Genomic DNA, 18,203 nt, shown 5'->3' on the forward strand with positions numbered 1-18,203 from the left:
CTGCTCAGCGGCCGATCCGCGCACGCCCGCCCGCCGTCCGGCCACCGGCACCGGCCGGACGCGGCTTCGCCGCGGCGGACCCTCCGGCGACAGCCGGCAGGATCGTCACGTTGTCGCCGTCGCCGAGCTTGGTGTTGATGCCTTCCAGGAAGCGGACGTCCTCGTCGTTCAGGTAGACGTTGACGAAGCGGCGCAGCTGGTCGCCGTCCACGATGCGTGCCTGGATGCCCGGGTGCCGGGTCTCGAGGTCGGCGAAGAGCGCGGCGAGCGTCTCCCCGTTGCCCTCCACCGCCTTCTGCCCGTCGGTGTAGGTGCGGAGGATGGTCGGGATGCGGACCTCGATGGCCATGGTGGCGGGCTCCTGTCAGGAAGGATGTCGTCGGTTCGGGTGGGCGCGCGATCGGGCTCCCGGCCGTCGGGCACCGGGCTGGGCCGCGGCGCACGGCCGTACGGCGGCAGGGAACGTCAACAGATGGCGCTGTTCAACCTGCACAGGTCGACGTGCAGCCGTGCCACGAGCAGCGTGCCCGGGATCTCGTCGCTCACGTCGTTCAGAACCATGCGCTCATCGTAACGATTCCCGGGCCCCGGCCTGGAGTGTGATCTCGCGCCTCGGACACATTCCGTCCACCCTGCGAGACCCGAGGGGTTCGGCGCCCGCTCAGTAGGCCTCGACGACCTTGACCTCCTCCTCGGTGACCTCGCCCTCGACGATGCGGAACGAGCGGAACTGGAACTCGCCCGCGCCGTCGGCGTCCGCGGTGGAGACCAGGACGTAGTGGGCGCCGGGCTCGTTGGCGTAGGAGATGTCGGTGCGCGAGGGGTACGCCTCGGTCGCGGTGTGGGAGTGGTAGATGACCACCGGCTCCTCGTCGCGGTCGTCCATCTCGCGGTAGAGCTTGAGCAGGTCCTGCGAGTCGAACTCGTAGAACGTGGGCGAGCGGGCCGCGTTCAGCATCGGGACGAACCGCTCGGGGCGGCCGGCGCCCACGGGCCCGGCGACCACGCCGCACGCCTCGTCGGGGTGGTCGGCACGCGCGTGCGCGACGATCTGGTCGTAGAGCGACTGGGTGATGGTGAGCATGCGGCACAGGATAGGCCCGGGGCCGAAAGGTGCCGCGCGCAGCGCGTCAGGCAGGGCGGCGGCGGGCGACGGGTGGGCCGTTCCGTACCGGGGAGTGGTACGGAACGGCCCGTATCGCGGACGCCTGAGCGGCAGCGGGAGCGGCTTCCACGAGTATCCGCTCCCGCCGGACGTCCACGCTGGGGGGCTACCGCCGGTTGAAGGCGGCGGCCTCCGGGTTGCGGCGCTTGAGCACCAGGTAGGAGACGGCGAGGATCAGGCCCCACAGCGGCGCGCAGTACAGCGAGACACGGGCGTCCTTGTCGATGCCCATCAGCACGATGACCATGCCGATGAAGGCGAGCGCGAACCAGCTCGCGAAGGGGGCGCCGGGGGCGCGGAACTCCGACTTGGGCAGCTCACCGCGGTCGGACCTGGCCCGGTAGCGGATCTGGCAGACCAGGATGACGATCCAGGCCCACATGCCGGAGATGGTGGCGAAGGAGACGACGTAGTCGAACGCCTTGCCCGGCCACTGGTAGTTGATCCACACGCCGACCAGCATCAGCGCGGCGGAGAACGTGGTGCCGACGAGCGGGGTGCCGCTGCGGGTCAGCTTGGTGAAGAACTGCGGGCCCTGGCTGTTGAGCGCGAGGTCGCGCAGCATGCGGCCGGTGGAGTACATGCCCGAGTTGCAGGAGGACAGCGCGGCGGTGAGGACCACGAAGTTCACGATGCCGGCGCCCGCGGGCAGGCCCATCTTCTCGAAGGCGACCACGAAGGGGCTCGCGCCTGCGTGGAAGCTCGTCCACGGCACGACGGACAGGATCATGATCAGCGCGCCGACGTAGAAGACGGCGATGCGCCACGGCACGGTGTTGATCGCGCGGGGCAGCACGGTCTTGGGGTCCTTGGACTCGCCCGCGGTGACGCCGACCAGCTCGACGGCGAGGAAGGCGAACATGACCATCTGGAGCGTCATCAGCGTGTTGCCGACGCCGTGCGGGAAGAAGCCGCCCTCGTTCCACAGGTGGGCCATGGAGGCGGTGTCACCGGCGTCGGAGAAGCCGATGGTGAGAATGCCGGCGCAGATCAGGATCATGCCGATGATGGCGGTGACCTTGACCATGGAGAACCAGAACTCCAGCTCGCCGAAGAGCTTCACGGAGATCAGGTTGGCGCCGTAGAGCACGATGGTGAAGATCAGCGCCGACACCCATTGCGGGATGTCGAACCAGTACGTCATGTACGCGGCAGCGGCGGTGACCTCGGTGATGCCGGTGACCACCCAGAACAGCCAGTACGTCCAGCCGGTCACGAAGCCCGCGAAGGGGCCGATGAACTCGCGCGCGTACTCCGAGAAGGAGCCGGAGACCGGGCGGTACATCAGCAGCTCGCCGAGCGCCCGCATGATCAGGAAGATGACGAAGCCGGCGACGGCGTACGCCAGGATCAGGCTCGGGCCCGCCTTGGAGATGCCCTTGCCCGCGCCGAGGAAGAGTCCGGTCCCGATGGCGCCGCCGATGGCGATCATCTGGATCTGCCGGGCGCCGAGACCGCGGTGGTAGCCCTCGCCGTCCTGCACGGCCTCTTCGCCGGATTGTGCTTGTTCGACCTGCGCTGAGGTCATGCGTGGTGCGCCTTTCTCCATGCCGACCCGGACCGTTCGTCGGCCGCGGATCGGGTTTCGATCCCCCCGGATGATGGAGTTGAGCGCCCCCGGACCTGCCCGGGCTCGCTCAGCCTGGCCGGCGGTTGCCGGCTCGGTGGCGCACCCGGCTGAACATGGGTGGTGTTCGCCGGGCGGTCGTGAAGATGTACCACGCCCGGGCCGCTGATCGCAGGTATCGACTGTGACGCGCGACACAGAAGAAAACAGGCAAGACCCGCCCTAGAGCGACCATAGAGGTCACAAAGGTGACGGGATCGTTATCCGGATTTGAGCGTCCTCTGAGCGAACACCCGATCGTCGCAAATCGGTGGATCTCGGGGCGGCGGGGTGCGGATCTCAGGGCAGCAGGGTGGAGACCAGGGTCTCCTGGAGCCCGCCGAGCCACAGATAGGCCATCACCATCGGCTTGCGCGGGTCCTCGTCGGGCAGCCCGTACAGCACGTCGGCGTCGTCCTCGTCGGTGATGTCCAGCCGCGCCGCGATGGCCAGCCGCAGGTCGTTCAGCGCGCCGAGCCAGCTCCTGGACTCCTCCGGCGACAGCTTCAGCACCGCCGCTCCCCCGCCGCCGGCCGACAGCTCGTCCAGCGTGCGGATCACCGCGAGGGCGTTCTCCCGCTTGCCGGCCCTCAGGTCGTTCTCGGTGTAGCGGCGGAACTCGGCGGAGTGGTCGCGCCGCTCGGCGGCCTCCTGCTCGGTGGCCGGCGCCTTCTCCGGGTCGGTGTAGGCGTCCGGGAACAGGCGCTTGAGGACGGGGTCGGAGGGCGGCTCGCTCGGGCCCTCGGCGAACAGCTCGGCCAGCGGGTCGGCCGGGGCGTCCTCGGCCGGTCCGGGGCCGATCAGCTCCAGGAGCTGCACGGCCAGCGAGCGGATGATGGAGATCTCTACGTCGTCCAGGGCGACGGCCGCGCCGCCGCCGGGAAGCGGTTCGAAGTGTCCTGGCATGGAGAGGGTCGCTACTTCCGGTCCGGGCGGTCTGGCGGGCTACTTGCGGTCCTGCTGGAGGGTGGCCCACAGACCGTATCCGTGCATGGCCTGCACATCCCGTTCCATCTCCTCGCGACTCCCGCTGGAGACGACCGCCCGCCCCTTGTGGTGGACGTCGAGCATGAGCTTGGTGGCCTTGTCCTTGGAGTAGCCGAAGTACGTCTGGAAGACATACGTCACATAGCTCATGAGGTTGACGGGGTCGTTGTGGACGATCGTCACCCAGGGGACGTCCGGCTCGGGTACGGCGAACACCTCTTCCGCCGACTCGGTCTTCTCGATCTCGATGGGTGCGGCTGCCGTCACAAGGCCCATGCTGCCACCACAGGGGGGTAGGAGCACAAACGAGCAGCACCGGGGGCCCTAAATCGTCAGACTGACGAAATGGGAGTACGATCCTTCGCCAGGACGCTCACGCCGGGGACCGACCCCCGGATTCCAGGTGCGCGGGCGCCTCGAACCGCAGGATTCACGGCTAGGAGAGTTTGGTGGGCGTAGCGGACCTTGGGCTGCCGGTCGATGTTCCCTCGACGGCGCTCTTCACCGATCACTACGAGCTGACCATGCTGCAGGCGGCGCTGAAGGCCGGGACGGCCGAGCGGCGCGGGGTCTTCGAGGTCTTCACCCGACGGCTGCCGGACGGACGGCGCTACGGCGTGGTGGCCGGGACCGGGCGGGTGCTGGACGCGGTGGAGAACTTCCGCTTCGACGCCGGCGTCCTCGGCTATCTGCGCGAGCGGCGGATCGTGGACGAGACCACCCTCCAGTGGCTGGCCGACTACCGCTTCAGCGGCGACATCTGGGGCTACCCCGAGGGCGAGGTGTACTTCCCGGGCTCGCCGATCATGCGGGTGGAGGGCCCCTTCGGCGAGTGCGTGCTGCTGGAGACCGTGATCCTGTCGATCCTCAACCACGACTCGGCGATCGCCGCCGCCGCCTCCCGGATGGCCTCGGCCGCCGGTGACCGGCCGCTGATCGAGATGGGCGCCCGGCGCACCCACGAGCTGGCCGCGGTGGCCGCCTCCCGCGCCGCCTACGTCGGCGGCTTCGCCTCCACCTCGGACCTCGCGGCCGGCTTCCGCTACAACATCCCCACCGTCGGCACCTCAGCGCACGCCTTCACCCTGCTGCACGACCGCGAGCGCGACGCCTTCCAGGCGCAGGTCGACTCGCTCGGCCGGGACACGACGCTGCTGGTGGACACCTACGACGTCACCGAGGCGGTCCGTACGGCCGTCGAGGTCGCCGGTCCGGAGCTGGGCGCCGTGCGCATCGACTCCGGCGACCTGCTGCTGGTCGCCCACCGGGTGCGCCAGCAGCTGGACGAGCTGGGCGCCCGCCACACGAAGATCGTCGTCACCTCGGACCTGGACGAGTACGCCATCGCCTCCCTGGCCGCCGCGCCCGTGGACGCCTACGGGGTGGGCACCCAGCTGGTCACCGGCTCCGGCCACCCGACCGCCTCCATGGTCTACAAGCTGGTCGCCCGCGCCGAGTCCGCCGACCCGAAGGCCCCGCTGAAGCCGGTGGCGAAGAAGTCAAGCGGCGGCAAGACCTCCGTCGGCGGCCGCAAGTGGGCGGCCCGCCGACTGGACGCGGACGGCATCGCCGAGGCCGAGGTCGTGGGCACCGGACCGGTCCCCGCCGCGCTGGCCGACCGGCAGCTGCTGGTCGAGCTGGTCAGGGGCGGAGAGGTCGTCGGGCGCGAGCCGCTGGACGCCGCCCGGGACCGGCACGCCGCCGCCCGTGCGGGGCTGCCGCTGTCCGCGACCCAGCTCTCGCGCGGGGAACCCGTCCTTCCGACGGAGTACGTGACCGAGGGCTCGGGTAACTAAAGCGGGTGCCCGTCCGAAAACGTACGCCCGGCCCGCGCCGGCCCCGACAGCCCTGACCCGACAGCCGAAGGACACCCACCATGCGCCGCGCACTGATCGTCGTCGATGTGCAGAACGACTTCTGCGAGGGAGGCAGCCTCGCGGTGGCCGGCGGCGCGGACGTCGCCGCCGCGATCACCGAGCTGATCGGGCAGGCGCCGGCCGGCTACCGGCACGTGGTGGCCACCCGCGACCACCACATCGCGCCCGGCGGGCACTTCGCGGACGACCCCGACTACGTGACCTCCTGGCCCGCGCACTGCGTGGCCGGCACCGAGGGCGTGGGCTTCCACCCGAACTTCGCGCCCGCCGTCGCCTCCGGCGCCGTCGACGCCGTCTTCGACAAGGGCGCCTACTCGGCGGCCTACAGCGGCTTCGAGGGCTTCGACGAGAACGGCGTGTCCCTGGCCGACTGGCTGCGGGACCGGGAGATCGACGAGGTGGACGTGGTCGGCATCGCCACCGACCACTGTGTACGGGCCACCGCGCTGGACGCCGCCCGCGAGGGCTTCCGCACCCAGGTGCTGCTGGACCTCACCGCGGGCGTGTCCGCCGCGACCACCGACCGGGCGCTGGAGGAGCTGCGCGAGGCGGGCGTCGAACTGACCGGCAAGCCGGTCCTCGCGTAGCCCCACGCCCCCGCGACCTGCGGACCCGGTCCGCGTGACCGCGGTCCGCGGCCCGGCGCGCGGGTGGGTCTCGGTGGTCCGGCGTCCCGGGCGGGCCGTCCCGTGCCGCGGGTGCGGCCGGGCCGGCCGGGGTCTTTCGTCTGGATCAGGCCCCGCGAGCCCCCCGTGATCCGGACGAGAGGCCCTCCTAGGCCCCCGCCCCGGCCGGGGTGTGGCGGCGCAGGAGGGCCCGGATCGGCTGCCACAGCTGCGGCGGGCCGGCGGCGTCGGGCGAGGTGCGCCATATCAGGCCGTCGGGGTGGTGCAGGACCGCGGTGATCTCGTCCGGGGTGGGCGGGGCGCCGTTGCCGCGCAGGTAGACGGCGCGCAGGCCGAGGTTGCGCAGCCTGGTCAGGGCGCGGGCGCGGTTGTGGGCGTGCACCAGCACCCGGACGCCGCCGGCCTCGCCGGGGGCGGTGCCGGGCAGGTTCAGGGCCACGACCACCCGGCCGTTGGGCAGCTTGCAGAAACCTCCTGCGGCCATGCGGTCACTTCCCCGTTCCGGTCGGTGTCAATAAGCGAGTCACAGCAGGCACCTAAACACGATCGGCGGCAACCCGCCAGGGGGGTTGCCGCCGATACGTCTGTGAGCTGCGCTTTTACCGACTACTTCGTCGCGCGGCCGACCTCGAGCTCGATCGTGGAGCCGTCCTTGGCCTCCTTGTTGATCTTGATCTTGGTGTTGGTGTCAGTGACCTTGACGCCACCGGCCGGGTTCGCCGCGTCGTAGTAGGAGCTGGTGTGGTCGTTGAAGACCGACACGCCCTTCGACGACTTGATCGTCGTCGCGACGTCCGCCTTGTGCAGCGTGATGCCGTCGGTGCGGTACAGGCTGAACGGCGAGTCGTAGGCCTGGACGCGGTTGCGCATCAGGGTGCCGTCGGTCCACTTGAGCACGTTCGGGTGCGAGTCGATCGGCAGGATCAGACCGGTGCCCGGGTGGGTGCCGGTGTTGTTGTCCACCTGGGAGGTGTCCCACTTCCAGATCAGCAGGCCGTTCTGGTACGGGTAGTGCTCCACCCAGTCGGGGCGCTTGGCCGAGCCGAAGTTGTACGGGCCGGTCTTCAGCGTGGTGTCGTACGAGACGTACTGGCGGTTCTCGGCGAGGTAGTACTGCTTGTAGTCCTTGGTGAAGGACGCGCCGATGCGGGAGAAGCCGTTCGCCGTCCAGGCCGCGTCCGCGCTCTCGGCGTCGTCGGCGAAGACGGTCGCGCCGTCCGCGGTCAGCGTGATCTCGTCGGCCGCGAAGCCCTTCAGCGCCACGCCGCCGTCCGTCTGGTAGCGGAAGCGGAGCTGGAACTTCTGGCCGGCGTAGGCGCCGAGGTCGTACGACAGCTTCTGGTAGGCGTCCACCGAGCCGGTCAGGGCCGGGGTGCCGCTGGCGTCACGCGGGATCGGCCGGCCGTTCTGGGTGCCGTCCAGGGCGGTCCAGTTGGCGCCGCCGTCGGTGGAGACCTCGGTGTAGAGGTAGTCGTAGTCGGCCTCGATGTCGTACCAGCCGTCGAGGGTGAGGGCGGCCGACTTCTTGCCGGTGAGGTCCACGGACCGGGTCAGCGTGTTCTTCAGGTCGTTGGCGCTCCCGCTCCACCACTGGGTGGCGCCCTGCGCGGGGGCGACGACCTCGGTGGTGACCGCCTTCTCCGGCAGCGAGACGACCAGCGCCTGCTTGTACTTGGTGTTGTACTCGGACACGCCCAGCTTGTGCCAGGAGCTGACGCCCGCCTTGGCGGTGTCGTAGTTCAGCCAGCCGAGCTGGAGCTTGTCCCAGGCGTTCATGTCGCCGGGCAGGTCGCCGATGGCGTCCTCACCGCGGCCGAGCCAGGAACCGGAGGACATCAGGGTCCAGAAGCCGGTGGAGTTCTCGCCGCCCGCGGTGTCGTACTCGTCGGGCAGACCGAGGTCGTGGCCGTACTCGTGGGCGTAGACGCCGAGTCCGCCGTTCTCCGGCTGGATGGTGTAGTCGCCGACCCAGATGCCGGTGTCGCCGACCTGCGCGCCGCCGAGCTTGTTGTAGTTCGGGCCGGTGGCGCCGGCGTCGGTGCCGAAGGCGTACCAGCGGTGCGCCCAGATGGCGTCGGTGCCCTGGACGCCGCCGCCCGCGGACTCGTCCTCGCCGGCGTGCACGATCTGGAAGTGGTCGACGTAGCCGTCGGGCTCGTTGAAGTTGCCGTCGCCGTCGTAGTCGTAGCGGTCCCACTGGTCGTACTTGGCCAGGTCCGCCTTGATGTCGGCGTCGGACTTGCCGGCCGCCTTCTGCTCGGCGACCCAGGCGTTCAGACCGTCGCTGACGACGTTCCACACGCTCGGGCAGTTGGTGGAGCCGCAGGCGTTGTTGCCGTAGCGGGCCTCGTTGTAGGGGACCTTGACCCAGTCGGAGACCTCGCCGTCGACCGAGTAGCGGCCCGAGGACTGCTTCTCGTAGTACTTCTTGACCGACTCGGTGTCCTTGCCGGTGCCGAAGTACAGGTCCTGGAAGTGCTTCTGGTCGTAGTCCTTCTGCCAGGCCGTCGAGTTGTCCTTCTTGCGGTCCGGCTCGGCTATCTGGTTGTGCAGCGGACCGGCCGCGCCGCCGTACTTGGGGTCGGTCTGGTCCCCGAACTCGACCAGGATGGTGAAGATCTTGTCCGTCTTCTCCCGCCCCAGCTCGACGTACTTGGTGTCGCCCTTCTTGCCCTTGAGCTGCACCACCTTGGAGCCGTTGCGGTCCTGGACCTTGCTGCGGCCCTCGATGACCTGGTTCAGCGCCTCCTGACGCTGGGCGTCCTGGGTCTTGCTCAGCGGGCCGTCCAGGTCGTGCTTCTGCTGCTTCACCGGCTGCGGGTCATGCCGGTGCACGGTCGCGGAGGCGCTCGTGGTGGCGGCCTCCGCTACGGCGAACGTCGAGAACGCGGCGGTAGCCGACGCGAGCGCCACACCGATCGCGGCCGCTCTGAACGTCCAGGGTCTGCTGGTCACTTGTTGTCCTCCCCTGACGCGTGTCCATACGCGCGGAAGGGGGGATGGGTGAGGTGCGAGTCCGCGCGCGATCAACGCGTTTAGCCAAGTGCCGCTATTTGACTAGAGGTTTACGAGAAAAGACAGACCTTGACTTGAGCAGATCAAGTGCACTATGCGGAGCAGACGTTCGTTTTACGGACAGGCGGCCGCCACCCGGGGTGCCCGCCGGGGGTGCTGCGTGACTCCGTGCGCCCCCCGTGCACCGGCACCGTGGGTTAGGTCACGCTTACCACGCGTTCCGCTCGGGCATGGAGGCGAATAGAGTCGACTGGCCGGACGCCCGGAATCGGCGGAACGCCAGGCCGTCAACGTCATCCCGTCGCCCCCGAAGACCTTCCGAGGACACGATTGCCATGCCTCGTCCGACCGCCGCACAGCTCGCCTACGGTTCCTGCACCGTGATCATGTCGACGCTCGCCATGCTGCTGCTGTCGCAGACGAGTTCGGGCGTGGGGATCGCCGTCATCGCCCTGGCCGCCCTCGCCCTGGGGCTCCTGGTCGCCCTGACGGTGCCTCTGCCCAAGGCGCGGGAGGCGGCGGCCGGGGCCGCCGGGGCGACGACTGCGGGGCCCGTCGGGTCCGCCGGGGCCGGTGCGGCGTCCGGGCGGGTGTGGGCGCCGGAACGGCGGGAGGCCGTCTCCGCGGGCGCGGAGTCGGGCCGGCGGCGGTCCTCGGGGTCCTGAGCCCCGACGGGACGCCCGGGGCGTCCCCTACGGGTGGGCGACCTCACGGACGGGCGACCGGGCACCGCCCGCGCGTCAGTCCGTGCTGACCACCACCGTCTTCGCCGCCTTGTCGTGCAGGCCCTGCTTGTAGGGCCGGTCGAAGAAGCTCCAGCCGCCGCAGATCGCCAGCCACAGGCAGGCGCAGCAGAACCAGAACGGCACCCAGAGCACGGCGGCGCGGGCCAGCGAGGTCGCGACGGTCGGCGTGGAGCCGTCGGACAGGTTCGCCACCCGCATCCCCAGCCACCGCTTGCCGAGGGTCTGGCCCCGCCGCGCGGTCATGAAGGTGTCGTAGGCGATGTACAGGACCAGGCCGACCGCGGACTGGCCGAGTGACCTGCCGACCTCGATCTGGTCGGCGTTCATCGCGTACTCGTTGACGTGCAGGGCCCAGGTGACCAGCCAGGCGATGACGCCGATCAGGATCAGGTCGATGATCCGGGCGAGGGTGCGGCGGCCGCTGTCCGCGAGCGGGGGCATGCCGGCGAGGGGGTCGTTCGGGTACGGGCCGCCGCCGTGGGGACCACCCCCGTAGGGGCCGCCTCCGCCGCCGTAGGGGCCGCCTCCGCCGCCGTAAGGGCCGCCGCCTTCGCCGTAGGGGCCGCCTCCGCCCCCGTAAGGGCCACCGCCTCCCGGTCCGGGGCCCGGCCCGTAGGGGCCGCCGCCCGGTCCACCGCCGTAGGGGCTGCCGCCGCCCGGTCCGGGACCGCCCTCGTACGGGTTTCCGCCGCCGGTCCCCGTGCCGCCGTCGCCGGCGGGCGGGTGCTCGTCGTACGGGTTTCCGCCGCCCTGGGGCGGGGGCGGGGGTCCGGAGCCACGCGGTGGTTCGGAGCCGGGGGGCGGTTCGGTGCTCATGCGCCGAGTGGATCTCGAACCCGCCCGCGCCGCATCCGGCGAGCATCCGTACGGATGACCCCGAGGGCCTCCCCTACGCCGTCCCGGTCACCCCGCCCGCGCCGGCCCGGTCACCCGGCGACGAACGTGTGCGCCGCCTTGTCGTGCCAGCACTGGTGCCACGGCCGGTCGAACAGGCACCACACCACGCCCACCACCCCGATCACGAGGAGTCCGGGCACGCCGTAGACGAGCCAGCGGCGCAGCGCCGCCCCGAAGGACGGCGGCTCGTGCGCCTCGATGTCCCGCACCTGGAGGCCGCACAGCTTCTTGCCCAGGGTGCGGCCCCAGCGGGCGGTCGGCAGCGCCTCGTAGACCACGCCGAACAGCAGCAGCACGGCCAGCACGATGCCGAGGCAGGTGGCCGTCGTGCCGTCCAGCAGCCAGACGGTGACCGTCTGGCCGGAGCGCTTCGCCGCGTCGATCTTCTCGTCGACGTGGTCGGCCGCCTTGACGCCGAGCGGCACGGCGGCCACGGCGGTGACGGCGCCGAGGACGACCGAGTCGACCAGCCGGGCGGCCAGCCGCCTGCCGAGTCCGGCGGGCCGAGCCTCCGCCTGGCGGCGCGCGGCGGCCTGGAACGGGTCCTCGACCGGCGGTTTCCAGGGGGCGACCGGCTGGTCCTCGCCCGCCCCGGCGAGCTGGTGCACCTGCTGCGCCCAGGACGCCTGCCCGCCGCCGGGACCGCTGGTCGTGGGAGCGGGCACGGCGACGGCCGGGGCGGGGACGGACGCGGGCTGGGGCAGTCCGGACTGGTGGGGCAGCGAGGGGGCGGGCGGCGTGGGCGGGACGGAGGAGGCGGGGGGCGCGGGGGGCGCGGAGTGGGCGGCCGGAACGCCGGGGGCCGGTCCCGGTCCCGGTGTCTGTGCCTGCGAGTGGCGCGGAGCCTGGCCCTGTCCCGGGACCTGGCCCTGCGCGGCCGACGCGCGGGCGGCGGCGGCCTTCCCGGCGCCGAAACCGGGGGCGCCGGCCGACTCCGGGGCGCCGACGGGACCCTGCGGGTCCGGGCCCGCCGGCAGGGGTGAAGCCTGCGCGGGCACGGACGGCGCCCCGGGGCCGGCCGGGCCGCCCCGCCGGGCGGGGCCGGGCACCGGGCGGAAGGTCATGGTGCCGTCGTCGGCGCGGGGCCCTGCCGGCCCGGGGATGCCGGGCCCGCCGGGCGTCTGCCCCGGGGCGTCGTCGTCCGTGGGACGGCGGAACACGAAGGTGCTGCCGGTCTCCGGCCGGCCCTGCGCCGGGCCGTCCTGGCCGTGCGGCGCGTGGTGGCCCTGGTCGTCGGCCCGTGTCCCGGGCGTGGCCGCCGGGCCGCCGGCGTGGGGCAGCCGGGGGTCGGCGGCCGCGGGCTCGCCCCAGGAGACCCGGCGGTCCTGGTCGCCGCCGAAGCCCGACTGCCGGGACGCGTCGGCGCCCCAGGCCGTCGCCGGTTCGGGGCGGACGCCCGTCGCCGGGGCGGGGCCGGGCTCCTCGACGGGGTCCTCGTCGAAGAAGTGCGGGCCGGTCTCCTCCAGCGCGGGGGCCGCCGCCTGCGCGGGACGCACCCCGGGCGGCGGGCTGAGCGCCTCGCCGTCGGCGGGCGCCGGCCGGCTGGTGCCCGGCACCCAGGAGGCGCCGTTCCAGTACCGGACGTATCCGGGGATGGACGGGTCCGGGTAGTACCCCTCGCGGGGCCTGTCGTCACCTGGTGCCGGGGTTGGGGCGCTCATGTCCGTCGTCCCGTATCTGCTCGGGGGTCGTCTTGGGGGCCTCCACATCTACCAGACCCGCGCACCCCTTAGCGCCAGTCCCGCCGGACCCACCCCTTTCCGGGCAACCTCGGGCACGTACTTCACATCGGCGGAAGGAGGCGGAAGTGGGGGGGCGTCAGGGGAAAGCCGGCGGAAGGCCGGTGAGAAGCCGGGGTGAGGCTGGTGCGGAAGGGCGGGCGAAGATCCGCCGGGCGGCGTAATCCCGAAGCCCCCGGACACGGGGGTCAGAACAGCTTGCCCGGGTTGAGGATGCCGAGCGGGTCGAAGACCTGTTTGACCGCACGCTGCATCTCGACGCCCACCGGGCCGATCTCGCGGGCCAGCCACTCCTTCTTCAGCACGCCCACGCCGTGCTCGCCGGTGATCGTGCCCCCCAGCCGCAGGCCGAGGGCCATGATCTCGTCGAAGGACTCGCGGGCGCGCCGGGACTCGTCCTCGTCCCGGGCGTCGAAGCAGACGGTGGGATGGGTGTTGCCGTCGCCGGCGTGGGCGCAGACGCCGATGGTGAGCCGGTACTTCTCGGCGATCCGCTCGACCCCGTCGAGCATCTCGCCGAGCTTCGAACGCGGCACGCACACGTCGTCGATCATCGTCGTGCCCTTGACCGCCTCCAGCGCGGTCAGCGACAACCGACGTGCCTGGAGCAGCAGTTCGGACTCGGTGGCGTCGTCGGCGGGGACGACCTGGGTGGCGCCGGCCGCCTCGCACAGCGCGCCGACGGCGGCGAGGTCGGCGGCCGGGTCGGGGGTGTCGAAGGCGGCGAGCAGCAGGGCCTCGGTGGTCTCGGGCAGACCCATGTGGGCGAGGTCGTTGACGGCCTTGACGGTCGTACGGTCCATCAGTTCGAGCAGTGAGGGGACGTGCCCGCCTGCCATGATCCGGCACACCGCGTCGCAGGCGTCGGCCGCGGAGGCGAACTCGGCGGCGAGGACGAGCTGCTGCGGCGGCTGCGGCTTGAGGGCGAGCACGGCCCTGACGACGATGCCGAGGGAGCCCTCGGAGCCGACGAACAGCCGGGTGAGGTCGTAGCCGGCGACGCCCTTGGCGGTGCGGCGGCCGGTGGACATCAGCCGGCCGTCGGCGAGCACCACGTCCAGACCGAGGACGTACTCCGCGGTGACCCCGTACTTCACGCAGCACAGGCCGCCGGAGGCGGTGCCGATGTTGCCGCCGATGGTGCACATCTCCCAGCTGGAGGGGTCCGGCGGGTAGTACAGGCCGTGTTCGTTCACGGCGCGGGACAAGGCGGCATTGATCACGCCGGGTTCGACGACCGCGACCCGGTCGACCGGGTTGATCTCCAGGATGCGGTCCATCTTCGTCAGGGAGAGCACGATGCAGCCGTCGGAGGCGTTGGCCGCGCCGGACAGTCCGGTGCGGGCGCCCTGCGGGACGACGGGGACGCGTAGTTCGGTGGCGGTGCGCATCACGTGCTGCACCTCTTCCACCGTGCGCGGCAGGACGACGACGGCCGGGGCTCCGGACGGGCAGAAGCTCGCCATGTCGTTGGCGTAGGAGGCCGTGACGTCGGGGTCGGTGAGGACCGCCTCGGCCGGCAGGCCCCTGAGGAGCCGGTCGGTGAGGGGGCCCGGGGCGGCGACGCCCTCGTGGGGGTCGGCTTGGATACGGCTCATGATCACAGCCTTGCACTCGGGACCATCCGTGTGAACCCCGCCGCGCGCACCCCTCCGCCTGCCGGGTGGCGGTCGCCGTGGCCGCCGGGTCGCGGGCCGCCCGGGGGCGGGCGGCGGCGCACAGTGTGCGCCATGGAGAAGCGTCTGCGCGGCCCGGCCACGTCCCTGACGAGCGAGGGCGAACGGCGGTCGCGGCTGCTGCCGAGAGTACTGCTCGGGCTGGGGGCGCTGCTCGTGGTCGCAGGGGCGGCCGGGGTGCTGGCGACGGTGTGGCTGCTGCCGCCGGACCGGCCGGAGCGGCACGCCGGACGGCCCTCGCCCGCGCCCGCGGTGTCCGGTGCGGCGGGGGCGCTGAGCGCGGTGACGGCGGGGGCGCCGGCCGCGCCGCGCGCCCTGGCGCAGCTGATCGCCGACCGGGAACGGCTGGTGCGCCGGCGGCCCACGGACGCGGCGGCGTGGGCGGTGCTCGGGGCGGCCTATGTGGAGCGGGGCCGCCGCACCGCCGACCCGGCCGACCTCCCGAAGGCCGACAGCGCCCTGCGGACCTCGCTGCGGCTGCGTCCGCGGCGCAACGCGGACGCCCTGACCGGGCTGGCGGCGCTGGCGGACGAGCGGCGGGACTTCGGTGCGGCGCGGAAGTGGGCCGAGGCGGCGCTGGAGCTGGAGCCGAAGCGGTGGGCGGCGTATCCGCCGCTGCTCGACGCCTACGGCGGTCTCGGCGACCACCAGGCCGCCCGGCGCGCCCTGGACGAACTGCTGAAGCTGCACCGCTCCCCCGCCGCCGCGGCGCGGGCCGCCGCCGTGTACTGGGACCGCGGCTGGCGGGAGGACGCGGCGGCCCAGCTGACCGACGCGGCGCAGCGGGCGACCGAGCCCGCCGAGCGGGCCGCCTACCTGGCGCAGTACGGGCGGATCGCCTGGGAGCGGGGGGACTTCGCCGAAGCGCTCCGGTACGACGAGGCGGCGCTGCGGCTGGACGGCGGGCAGCGGGAGGCGCTGGCCGGACGGGCCCGGACGCTCGCCTCGCTGGGGCGTACGGCGCAGGCGCGGGCCGCGTACGGCGCGGCGCTCGCCGGCCGGCCGGACCCGGAACTGCTCCTGGAACTGGGGGAGCTGTACGAGGCGGCGGGCGACGAGGAGCGGGCGGCGGCGCAGTACGAGCTGGTGCGGACGCGGGTACGGCAGCAGGCGGCGGCCGGCGTGGACGGCGAGCTGGTGCTCGGGCGGCTGGAGGCGGACCACGGCGACGCGGCCGAGGCGGTGGAGCGGCTGCGCGAGGAGTGGCGGCGCCAGCCGGGGATCGCGGTGGCCGACGCCCTGGGGTGGGCACTGCACCGGGACGGCCAGGACGACGAGGCGCTGACGTTCGCCACGACGGCGACGGACTCGGCGAAGGGGGGTGGCGTACGGAAGGCGCTGTACGCGTACCACCGGGGCGCGATCGAGCTGGCCCTGGGCCGCCCCGGCGTCGCCCGCCGCCATCTGGAGCTGGCGCTGCGCACCAACCCGGCGTTCTCGCCGCTGTGGGCCCCGGCGGCGCAGGAGGCGCTGTCCGACCTGGGCGACCCGCCGCTGACGGAGGCCCCGGAGGGCGTCCTGCTCCAGGCCGCACCAGCGCCTGCGCCTACGGCACCGCCCCCGCCCGCGGCGGCACCGCCGTCCCCGCCGCAGGCGGTCACTCCGACGTCTGCGGCGGGCGGGGACGGGGAGGGCGCGGGTCAGGATTCGGGGACCGGGGCCGGCGCGAGGCGGTGACCGTACGCCGAGCGCGGCGTACGGCGAGGTCCGGCATCCGGTTCCCGTCCGGCACCCGGTGCGCCCACCACGGCACCCGTACCGGTCGCGCACCGACCGGCACCACGCCGAGGCCGAGCACCGACCGAGGCCGAGGACCGGCCGGGGGCGGGCGCGCGGAGGCCGGGCGCGCCGACGCCGGGCACCTGTACGAACGTCAGGCGCGTGCCGGAGACCGGTCAGGCGCCGGGAACCGGGAGCGCGCCCGAAGGAACGGGCAGGCGCCCCAGGCCCGGAGCGCCCCCGGGGCCAGGCGGGTGCGCGAGATCCGGAGCGTACCCCGCGCCGGCGACGCGACCCGAGACCGGCGGGGCCGGGCCGGCCCCCGGGCGCCGGGCCGTCAGAGGTTGCCGCGGCGTTCCTGCTCGCGCTCGATCGCCTCGAACAGGGCCTTGAAGTTGCCCTTGCCGAAGCCCATCGAGCCGTGGCGTTCGATGATCTCGAAGAAGACGGTCGGACGGTCCTGGACCGGCTTGGTGAAGATCTGGAGCAGGTAGCCGTCCTCGTCGCGGTCCGCGAGGATCTTCAGCTCGCGCAGGGTGTCGATCGGCACCCGCGTGTCGCCGACCCACTCACCGAGCGTGTCGTAGTAGCTGTCGGGGGTGTCGAGGAACTCCACGCCCGCCGCCCGCATCTGCCGCACCGTGTGCACGATGTCGTTGCTGTTCAGCGCGATGTGCTGGACGCCGGCACCGCCGTAGAACTCCAGGTACTCGTCGATCTGGGACTTCTTCTTGGCGACGGCGGGCTCGTTGATCGGGAACTTGACCTTGAGCGTGCCGTCGGCCACGACCTTGGACATCAGCGCGCTGTACTCGGTCGCGATGTCGTCGCCCACGAACTCCTTCATGTTCGTGAAGCCCATGACCTTGTTGTAGAACTCGACCCACTCGTTCATGCGGCCGAGCTCGACGTTGCCGACGCAGTGGTCGACGGCCTGGAAGGAGCGCTTGGCGGGCGGTTCCACGATCGGCTTGGCGGCGACGTAGCCGGGCAGGTACGGGCCGGTGTAGCCGGAGCGGTCGACCAGGGTGTGGCGGGTCTCGCCGTAGGTGGCGATCGCGGCCAGGACCACCGTGCCGTGCTCGTCCTTGATCTCGTACGGCTCGGCCACGGAGCGCGCCCCGTGCTCGACGGCGTACGTGTACGCGGCGCGCGCGTCCGGCACCTCGATGGCGAGGTCGACGACGCCGTCGCCGTGCTCGGCCACGTGCTGGGCGAGGAAGGAGCCCCACTCGGTGGCGGGCTTGATCACCGAGGTGAACACGAAGCGGGCGGAGCCGCTCTCCAGGACGTAGCTCGCGGTCTCCCGGCTGCCGTTCTCCGGTCCGGAGTAGGCCACCAGGGTCATGCCGAAGGCGGTGCAGTAGTAGTGCGCCGCCTGCTTGGCGTTGCCCACCGCGAAGACGACCGCGTCCATTCCCTTGACCGGGAAGGGGTCGGCCTGCCGGGCGGTCACTTCGGGAGTGTGCTCTGTGGTCTGCGTCATAGCGGAAGGTTCACCCGGGTCCGCAAGGTGCGCAATAGTTCGCGTATTCACTGGGCAAAGTGACCAGTGACGGCCCGGCACCGGCGGGCTTTCTGTACAGGATGACCACCTCGGGAGGCGGGCTCATGGCGATCGATCGACTGGACGGCCGCATCATCGTGCTGCTGGCGCGCGAACCGCGGATCGGCGTGCTGGAGATGTCCCGGCGGCTCGGGGTCGCCCGCGGGACGGTGCAGGCCCGGATGGACCGGCTCCAGGCGAACGGGGTGGTCCGCGGCTTCGGCCCGGAGGTGGACCCGGCCGCGCTGGGCTACCCGGTGACCGCGTTCGCCACGCTGCAGATCCGGCAGGGGCAGGGCGCGGGAGTCCGGGCCCATCTGGCGACCGTGCCGGAGGTGCTGGAGCTGCACACCACCACCGGCACCGGCGACATGCTGTGCCGGCTGGTGGCCCGCTCCAACGCCGACCTCCAGCGGGTGATCGACCGGGTGGTGGGGATCGAGGGCATCGTCCGCGCCTCGACGGCGATCGTGATGGAGAACCCGGTGCCGCTGCGGATCATCCCGCTGGTGGAGCAGGCGGCGGAGGAGGAGTAGGCGCAGGTCCAGGGGCCTCCCGTCGGAACACGCCGGGGCCGGGAGCCCGGGCCGCCGAGATCCGGAAG

Annotated in this window: 17 protein-coding genes; 5 read left to right on the top strand and 12 right to left on the bottom strand. The window is 72.5% G+C overall.

Annotated elements, in window-relative coordinates:
• Window positions 1–4: 4 nt before the first annotated feature.
• The 6 genes from AB0N63_RS24175 to clpS all read right to left on the bottom strand — a co-directional run bounded on the left by AB0N63_RS24175 (window position 5) and on the right by clpS (window position 4,034).
• Window positions 5–349 (bottom strand): MoaD/ThiS family protein, encoded by a 345-nt coding sequence (locus AB0N63_RS24175; RefSeq protein WP_365531353.1) that lies wholly within the window; start codon window positions 347–349, stop codon window positions 5–7.
• A 116-nt stretch (window positions 350–465) separates the two neighbouring features.
• Window positions 466–561, bottom strand: coding sequence for a putative leader peptide (locus tag AB0N63_RS24180; RefSeq protein ID WP_343235944.1), 96 nt, complete (start codon window positions 559–561; stop codon window positions 466–468).
• 100 nt (window positions 562–661) lie between these two features.
• Window positions 662–1,084, bottom strand: coding sequence for a M67 family metallopeptidase (locus tag AB0N63_RS24185; protein ID WP_365531355.1), 423 nt, complete (start codon window positions 1,082–1,084; stop codon window positions 662–664).
• Window positions 1,085–1,271: 187 nt separating this feature from the next.
• On the bottom strand, window positions 1,272–2,693 hold the full coding sequence (locus tag AB0N63_RS24190) for an amino acid permease (RefSeq protein ID WP_365531357.1): 1,422 nt from the start codon (window positions 2,691–2,693) through the stop codon (window positions 1,272–1,274).
• Window positions 2,694–3,071: 378 nt separating this feature from the next.
• Complete coding sequence (locus AB0N63_RS24195) at window positions 3,072–3,677, bottom strand: DUF2017 domain-containing protein (RefSeq protein ID WP_365531359.1); 606 nt, start codon at window positions 3,675–3,677, stop codon at window positions 3,072–3,074.
• Between the two features lie 39 nt (window positions 3,678–3,716).
• Window positions 3,717–4,034: an ATP-dependent Clp protease adapter ClpS gene (gene clpS / locus AB0N63_RS24200; RefSeq protein WP_009188851.1), complete on the bottom strand. Its 318-nt coding sequence runs from the start codon at window positions 4,032–4,034 to the stop codon at window positions 3,717–3,719.
• A gap of 173 nt (window positions 4,035–4,207) precedes the next feature.
• On the opposite strand from clpS, the gene AB0N63_RS24205 reads away from it, so the two are divergent.
• Together AB0N63_RS24205 and AB0N63_RS24210 are read left to right on the top strand one after the other, a co-directional pair.
• A complete protein-coding gene (locus AB0N63_RS24205) occupies window positions 4,208–5,554 on the top strand; it encodes a nicotinate phosphoribosyltransferase (RefSeq protein WP_365531361.1) in 1,347 nt (448 codons plus the stop codon).
• A gap of 80 nt (window positions 5,555–5,634) precedes the next feature.
• Window positions 5,635–6,222, top strand: coding sequence for an isochorismatase family protein (locus AB0N63_RS24210; RefSeq protein WP_365531363.1), 588 nt, complete (start codon window positions 5,635–5,637; stop codon window positions 6,220–6,222).
• A gap of 187 nt (window positions 6,223–6,409) precedes the next feature.
• Here the strand turns inward: AB0N63_RS24210 and AB0N63_RS24215 are convergent, their stop codons facing one another.
• Window positions 6,410–6,745 carry a hypothetical protein gene (locus tag AB0N63_RS24215; protein ID WP_365531365.1) on the bottom strand — a complete coding sequence of 112 codons (336 nt, stop codon included), beginning with the start codon at window positions 6,743–6,745 and terminating at the stop codon, window positions 6,410–6,412.
• 122 nt (window positions 6,746–6,867) lie between these two features.
• Window positions 6,868–9,216 (bottom strand): immune inhibitor A domain-containing protein, encoded by a 2,349-nt coding sequence (locus tag AB0N63_RS24220; RefSeq protein WP_365531367.1) that lies wholly within the window; start codon window positions 9,214–9,216, stop codon window positions 6,868–6,870.
• A 395-nt stretch (window positions 9,217–9,611) separates the two neighbouring features.
• On the opposite strand from AB0N63_RS24220, the gene AB0N63_RS24225 reads away from it, so the two are divergent.
• On the top strand, window positions 9,612–9,941 hold the full coding sequence (locus AB0N63_RS24225) for a hypothetical protein (RefSeq protein WP_365531369.1): 330 nt from the start codon (window positions 9,612–9,614) through the stop codon (window positions 9,939–9,941).
• A gap of 75 nt (window positions 9,942–10,016) precedes the next feature.
• Here the strand turns inward: AB0N63_RS24225 and AB0N63_RS24230 are convergent, their stop codons facing one another.
• The 3 genes from AB0N63_RS24230 to AB0N63_RS24240 form a co-directional block, all read right to left on the bottom strand.
• The gene (locus AB0N63_RS24230; RefSeq protein WP_365531371.1) at window positions 10,017–10,838 is read right to left on the bottom strand and encodes an RDD family protein; all 822 of its coding nucleotides are present in this window, start codon (window positions 10,836–10,838) and stop codon (window positions 10,017–10,019) included.
• A 110-nt stretch (window positions 10,839–10,948) separates the two neighbouring features.
• A complete protein-coding gene (locus AB0N63_RS24235) occupies window positions 10,949–12,580 on the bottom strand; it encodes an RDD family protein (RefSeq protein WP_365531373.1) in 1,632 nt (543 codons plus the stop codon).
• 266 nt (window positions 12,581–12,846) lie between these two features.
• Window positions 12,847–14,262 (bottom strand): FAD-linked oxidase C-terminal domain-containing protein, encoded by a 1,416-nt coding sequence (locus tag AB0N63_RS24240; protein WP_365531375.1) that lies wholly within the window; start codon window positions 14,260–14,262, stop codon window positions 12,847–12,849.
• 126 nt (window positions 14,263–14,388) lie between these two features.
• Here AB0N63_RS24240 and AB0N63_RS24245 point away from each other — a divergent pair, with 126 nt between their 5' ends.
• Window positions 14,389–16,011: a tetratricopeptide repeat protein gene (locus tag AB0N63_RS24245; protein WP_365531377.1), complete on the top strand. Its 1,623-nt coding sequence runs from the start codon at window positions 14,389–14,391 to the stop codon at window positions 16,009–16,011.
• A 379-nt stretch (window positions 16,012–16,390) separates the two neighbouring features.
• Here AB0N63_RS24245 and hppD read toward each other — a convergent pair whose 3' ends face one another.
• A complete protein-coding gene (gene hppD, locus AB0N63_RS24250; RefSeq protein WP_365531379.1) occupies window positions 16,391–17,539 on the bottom strand; it encodes a 4-hydroxyphenylpyruvate dioxygenase in 1,149 nt (382 codons plus the stop codon).
• Window positions 17,540–17,664: 125 nt separating this feature from the next.
• On the opposite strand from hppD, the gene AB0N63_RS24255 reads away from it, so the two are divergent.
• Window positions 17,665–18,135 carry an Lrp/AsnC family transcriptional regulator gene (locus AB0N63_RS24255; RefSeq protein ID WP_365531380.1) on the top strand — a complete coding sequence of 157 codons (471 nt, stop codon included), beginning with the start codon at window positions 17,665–17,667 and terminating at the stop codon, window positions 18,133–18,135.
• Window positions 18,136–18,203: the final 68 nt, after the last annotated feature.

Source organism: Streptomyces sp. NPDC093260 (assembly GCF_040683715.1).
In the GTDB taxonomy this organism is placed as follows: domain Bacteria; phylum Actinomycetota; class Actinomycetes; order Streptomycetales; family Streptomycetaceae; genus Streptomyces; species Streptomyces sennicomposti.

Bases quoted from the DNA above. Each gene is read 5' to 3' on its own strand.
- AB0N63_RS24175 (WP_365531353.1), bottom strand. From the start codon at position 349: ATGGCCATCGAGGTCCGCATCCCGACCATCCTCCGCACCTACACCGAC.
- AB0N63_RS24180 (WP_343235944.1), bottom strand. From the start codon at position 561: ATGGTTCTGAACGACGTGAGCGACGAGATCCCGGGCACGCTGCTCGTG.
- AB0N63_RS24185 (WP_365531355.1), bottom strand. From the start codon at position 1,084: ATGCTCACCATCACCCAGTCGCTCTACGACCAGATCGTCGCGCACGCG.
- AB0N63_RS24190 (WP_365531357.1), bottom strand. From the start codon at position 2,693: ATGACCTCAGCGCAGGTCGAACAAGCACAATCCGGCGAAGAGGCCGTG.
- AB0N63_RS24195 (WP_365531359.1), bottom strand. From the start codon at position 3,677: ATGCCAGGACACTTCGAACCGCTTCCCGGCGGCGGCGCGGCCGTCGCC.
- clpS (WP_009188851.1), bottom strand. From the start codon at position 4,034: ATGGGCCTTGTGACGGCAGCCGCACCCATCGAGATCGAGAAGACCGAG.
- AB0N63_RS24210 (WP_365531363.1), top strand. From the start codon at position 5,635: ATGCGCCGCGCACTGATCGTCGTCGATGTGCAGAACGACTTCTGCGAG.
- AB0N63_RS24215 (WP_365531365.1), bottom strand. From the start codon at position 6,745: ATGGCCGCAGGAGGTTTCTGCAAGCTGCCCAACGGCCGGGTGGTCGTG.
- AB0N63_RS24225 (WP_365531369.1), top strand. From the start codon at position 9,612: ATGCCTCGTCCGACCGCCGCACAGCTCGCCTACGGTTCCTGCACCGTG.
- AB0N63_RS24230 (WP_365531371.1), bottom strand. From the start codon at position 10,838: ATGAGCACCGAACCGCCCCCCGGCTCCGAACCACCGCGTGGCTCCGGA.
- AB0N63_RS24235 (WP_365531373.1), bottom strand. From the start codon at position 12,580: ATGAGCGCCCCAACCCCGGCACCAGGTGACGACAGGCCCCGCGAGGGG.
- AB0N63_RS24245 (WP_365531377.1), top strand. From the start codon at position 14,389: ATGGAGAAGCGTCTGCGCGGCCCGGCCACGTCCCTGACGAGCGAGGGC.
- hppD (WP_365531379.1), bottom strand. From the start codon at position 17,539: ATGACGCAGACCACAGAGCACACTCCCGAAGTGACCGCCCGGCAGGCC.
- AB0N63_RS24255 (WP_365531380.1), top strand. From the start codon at position 17,665: ATGGCGATCGATCGACTGGACGGCCGCATCATCGTGCTGCTGGCGCGC.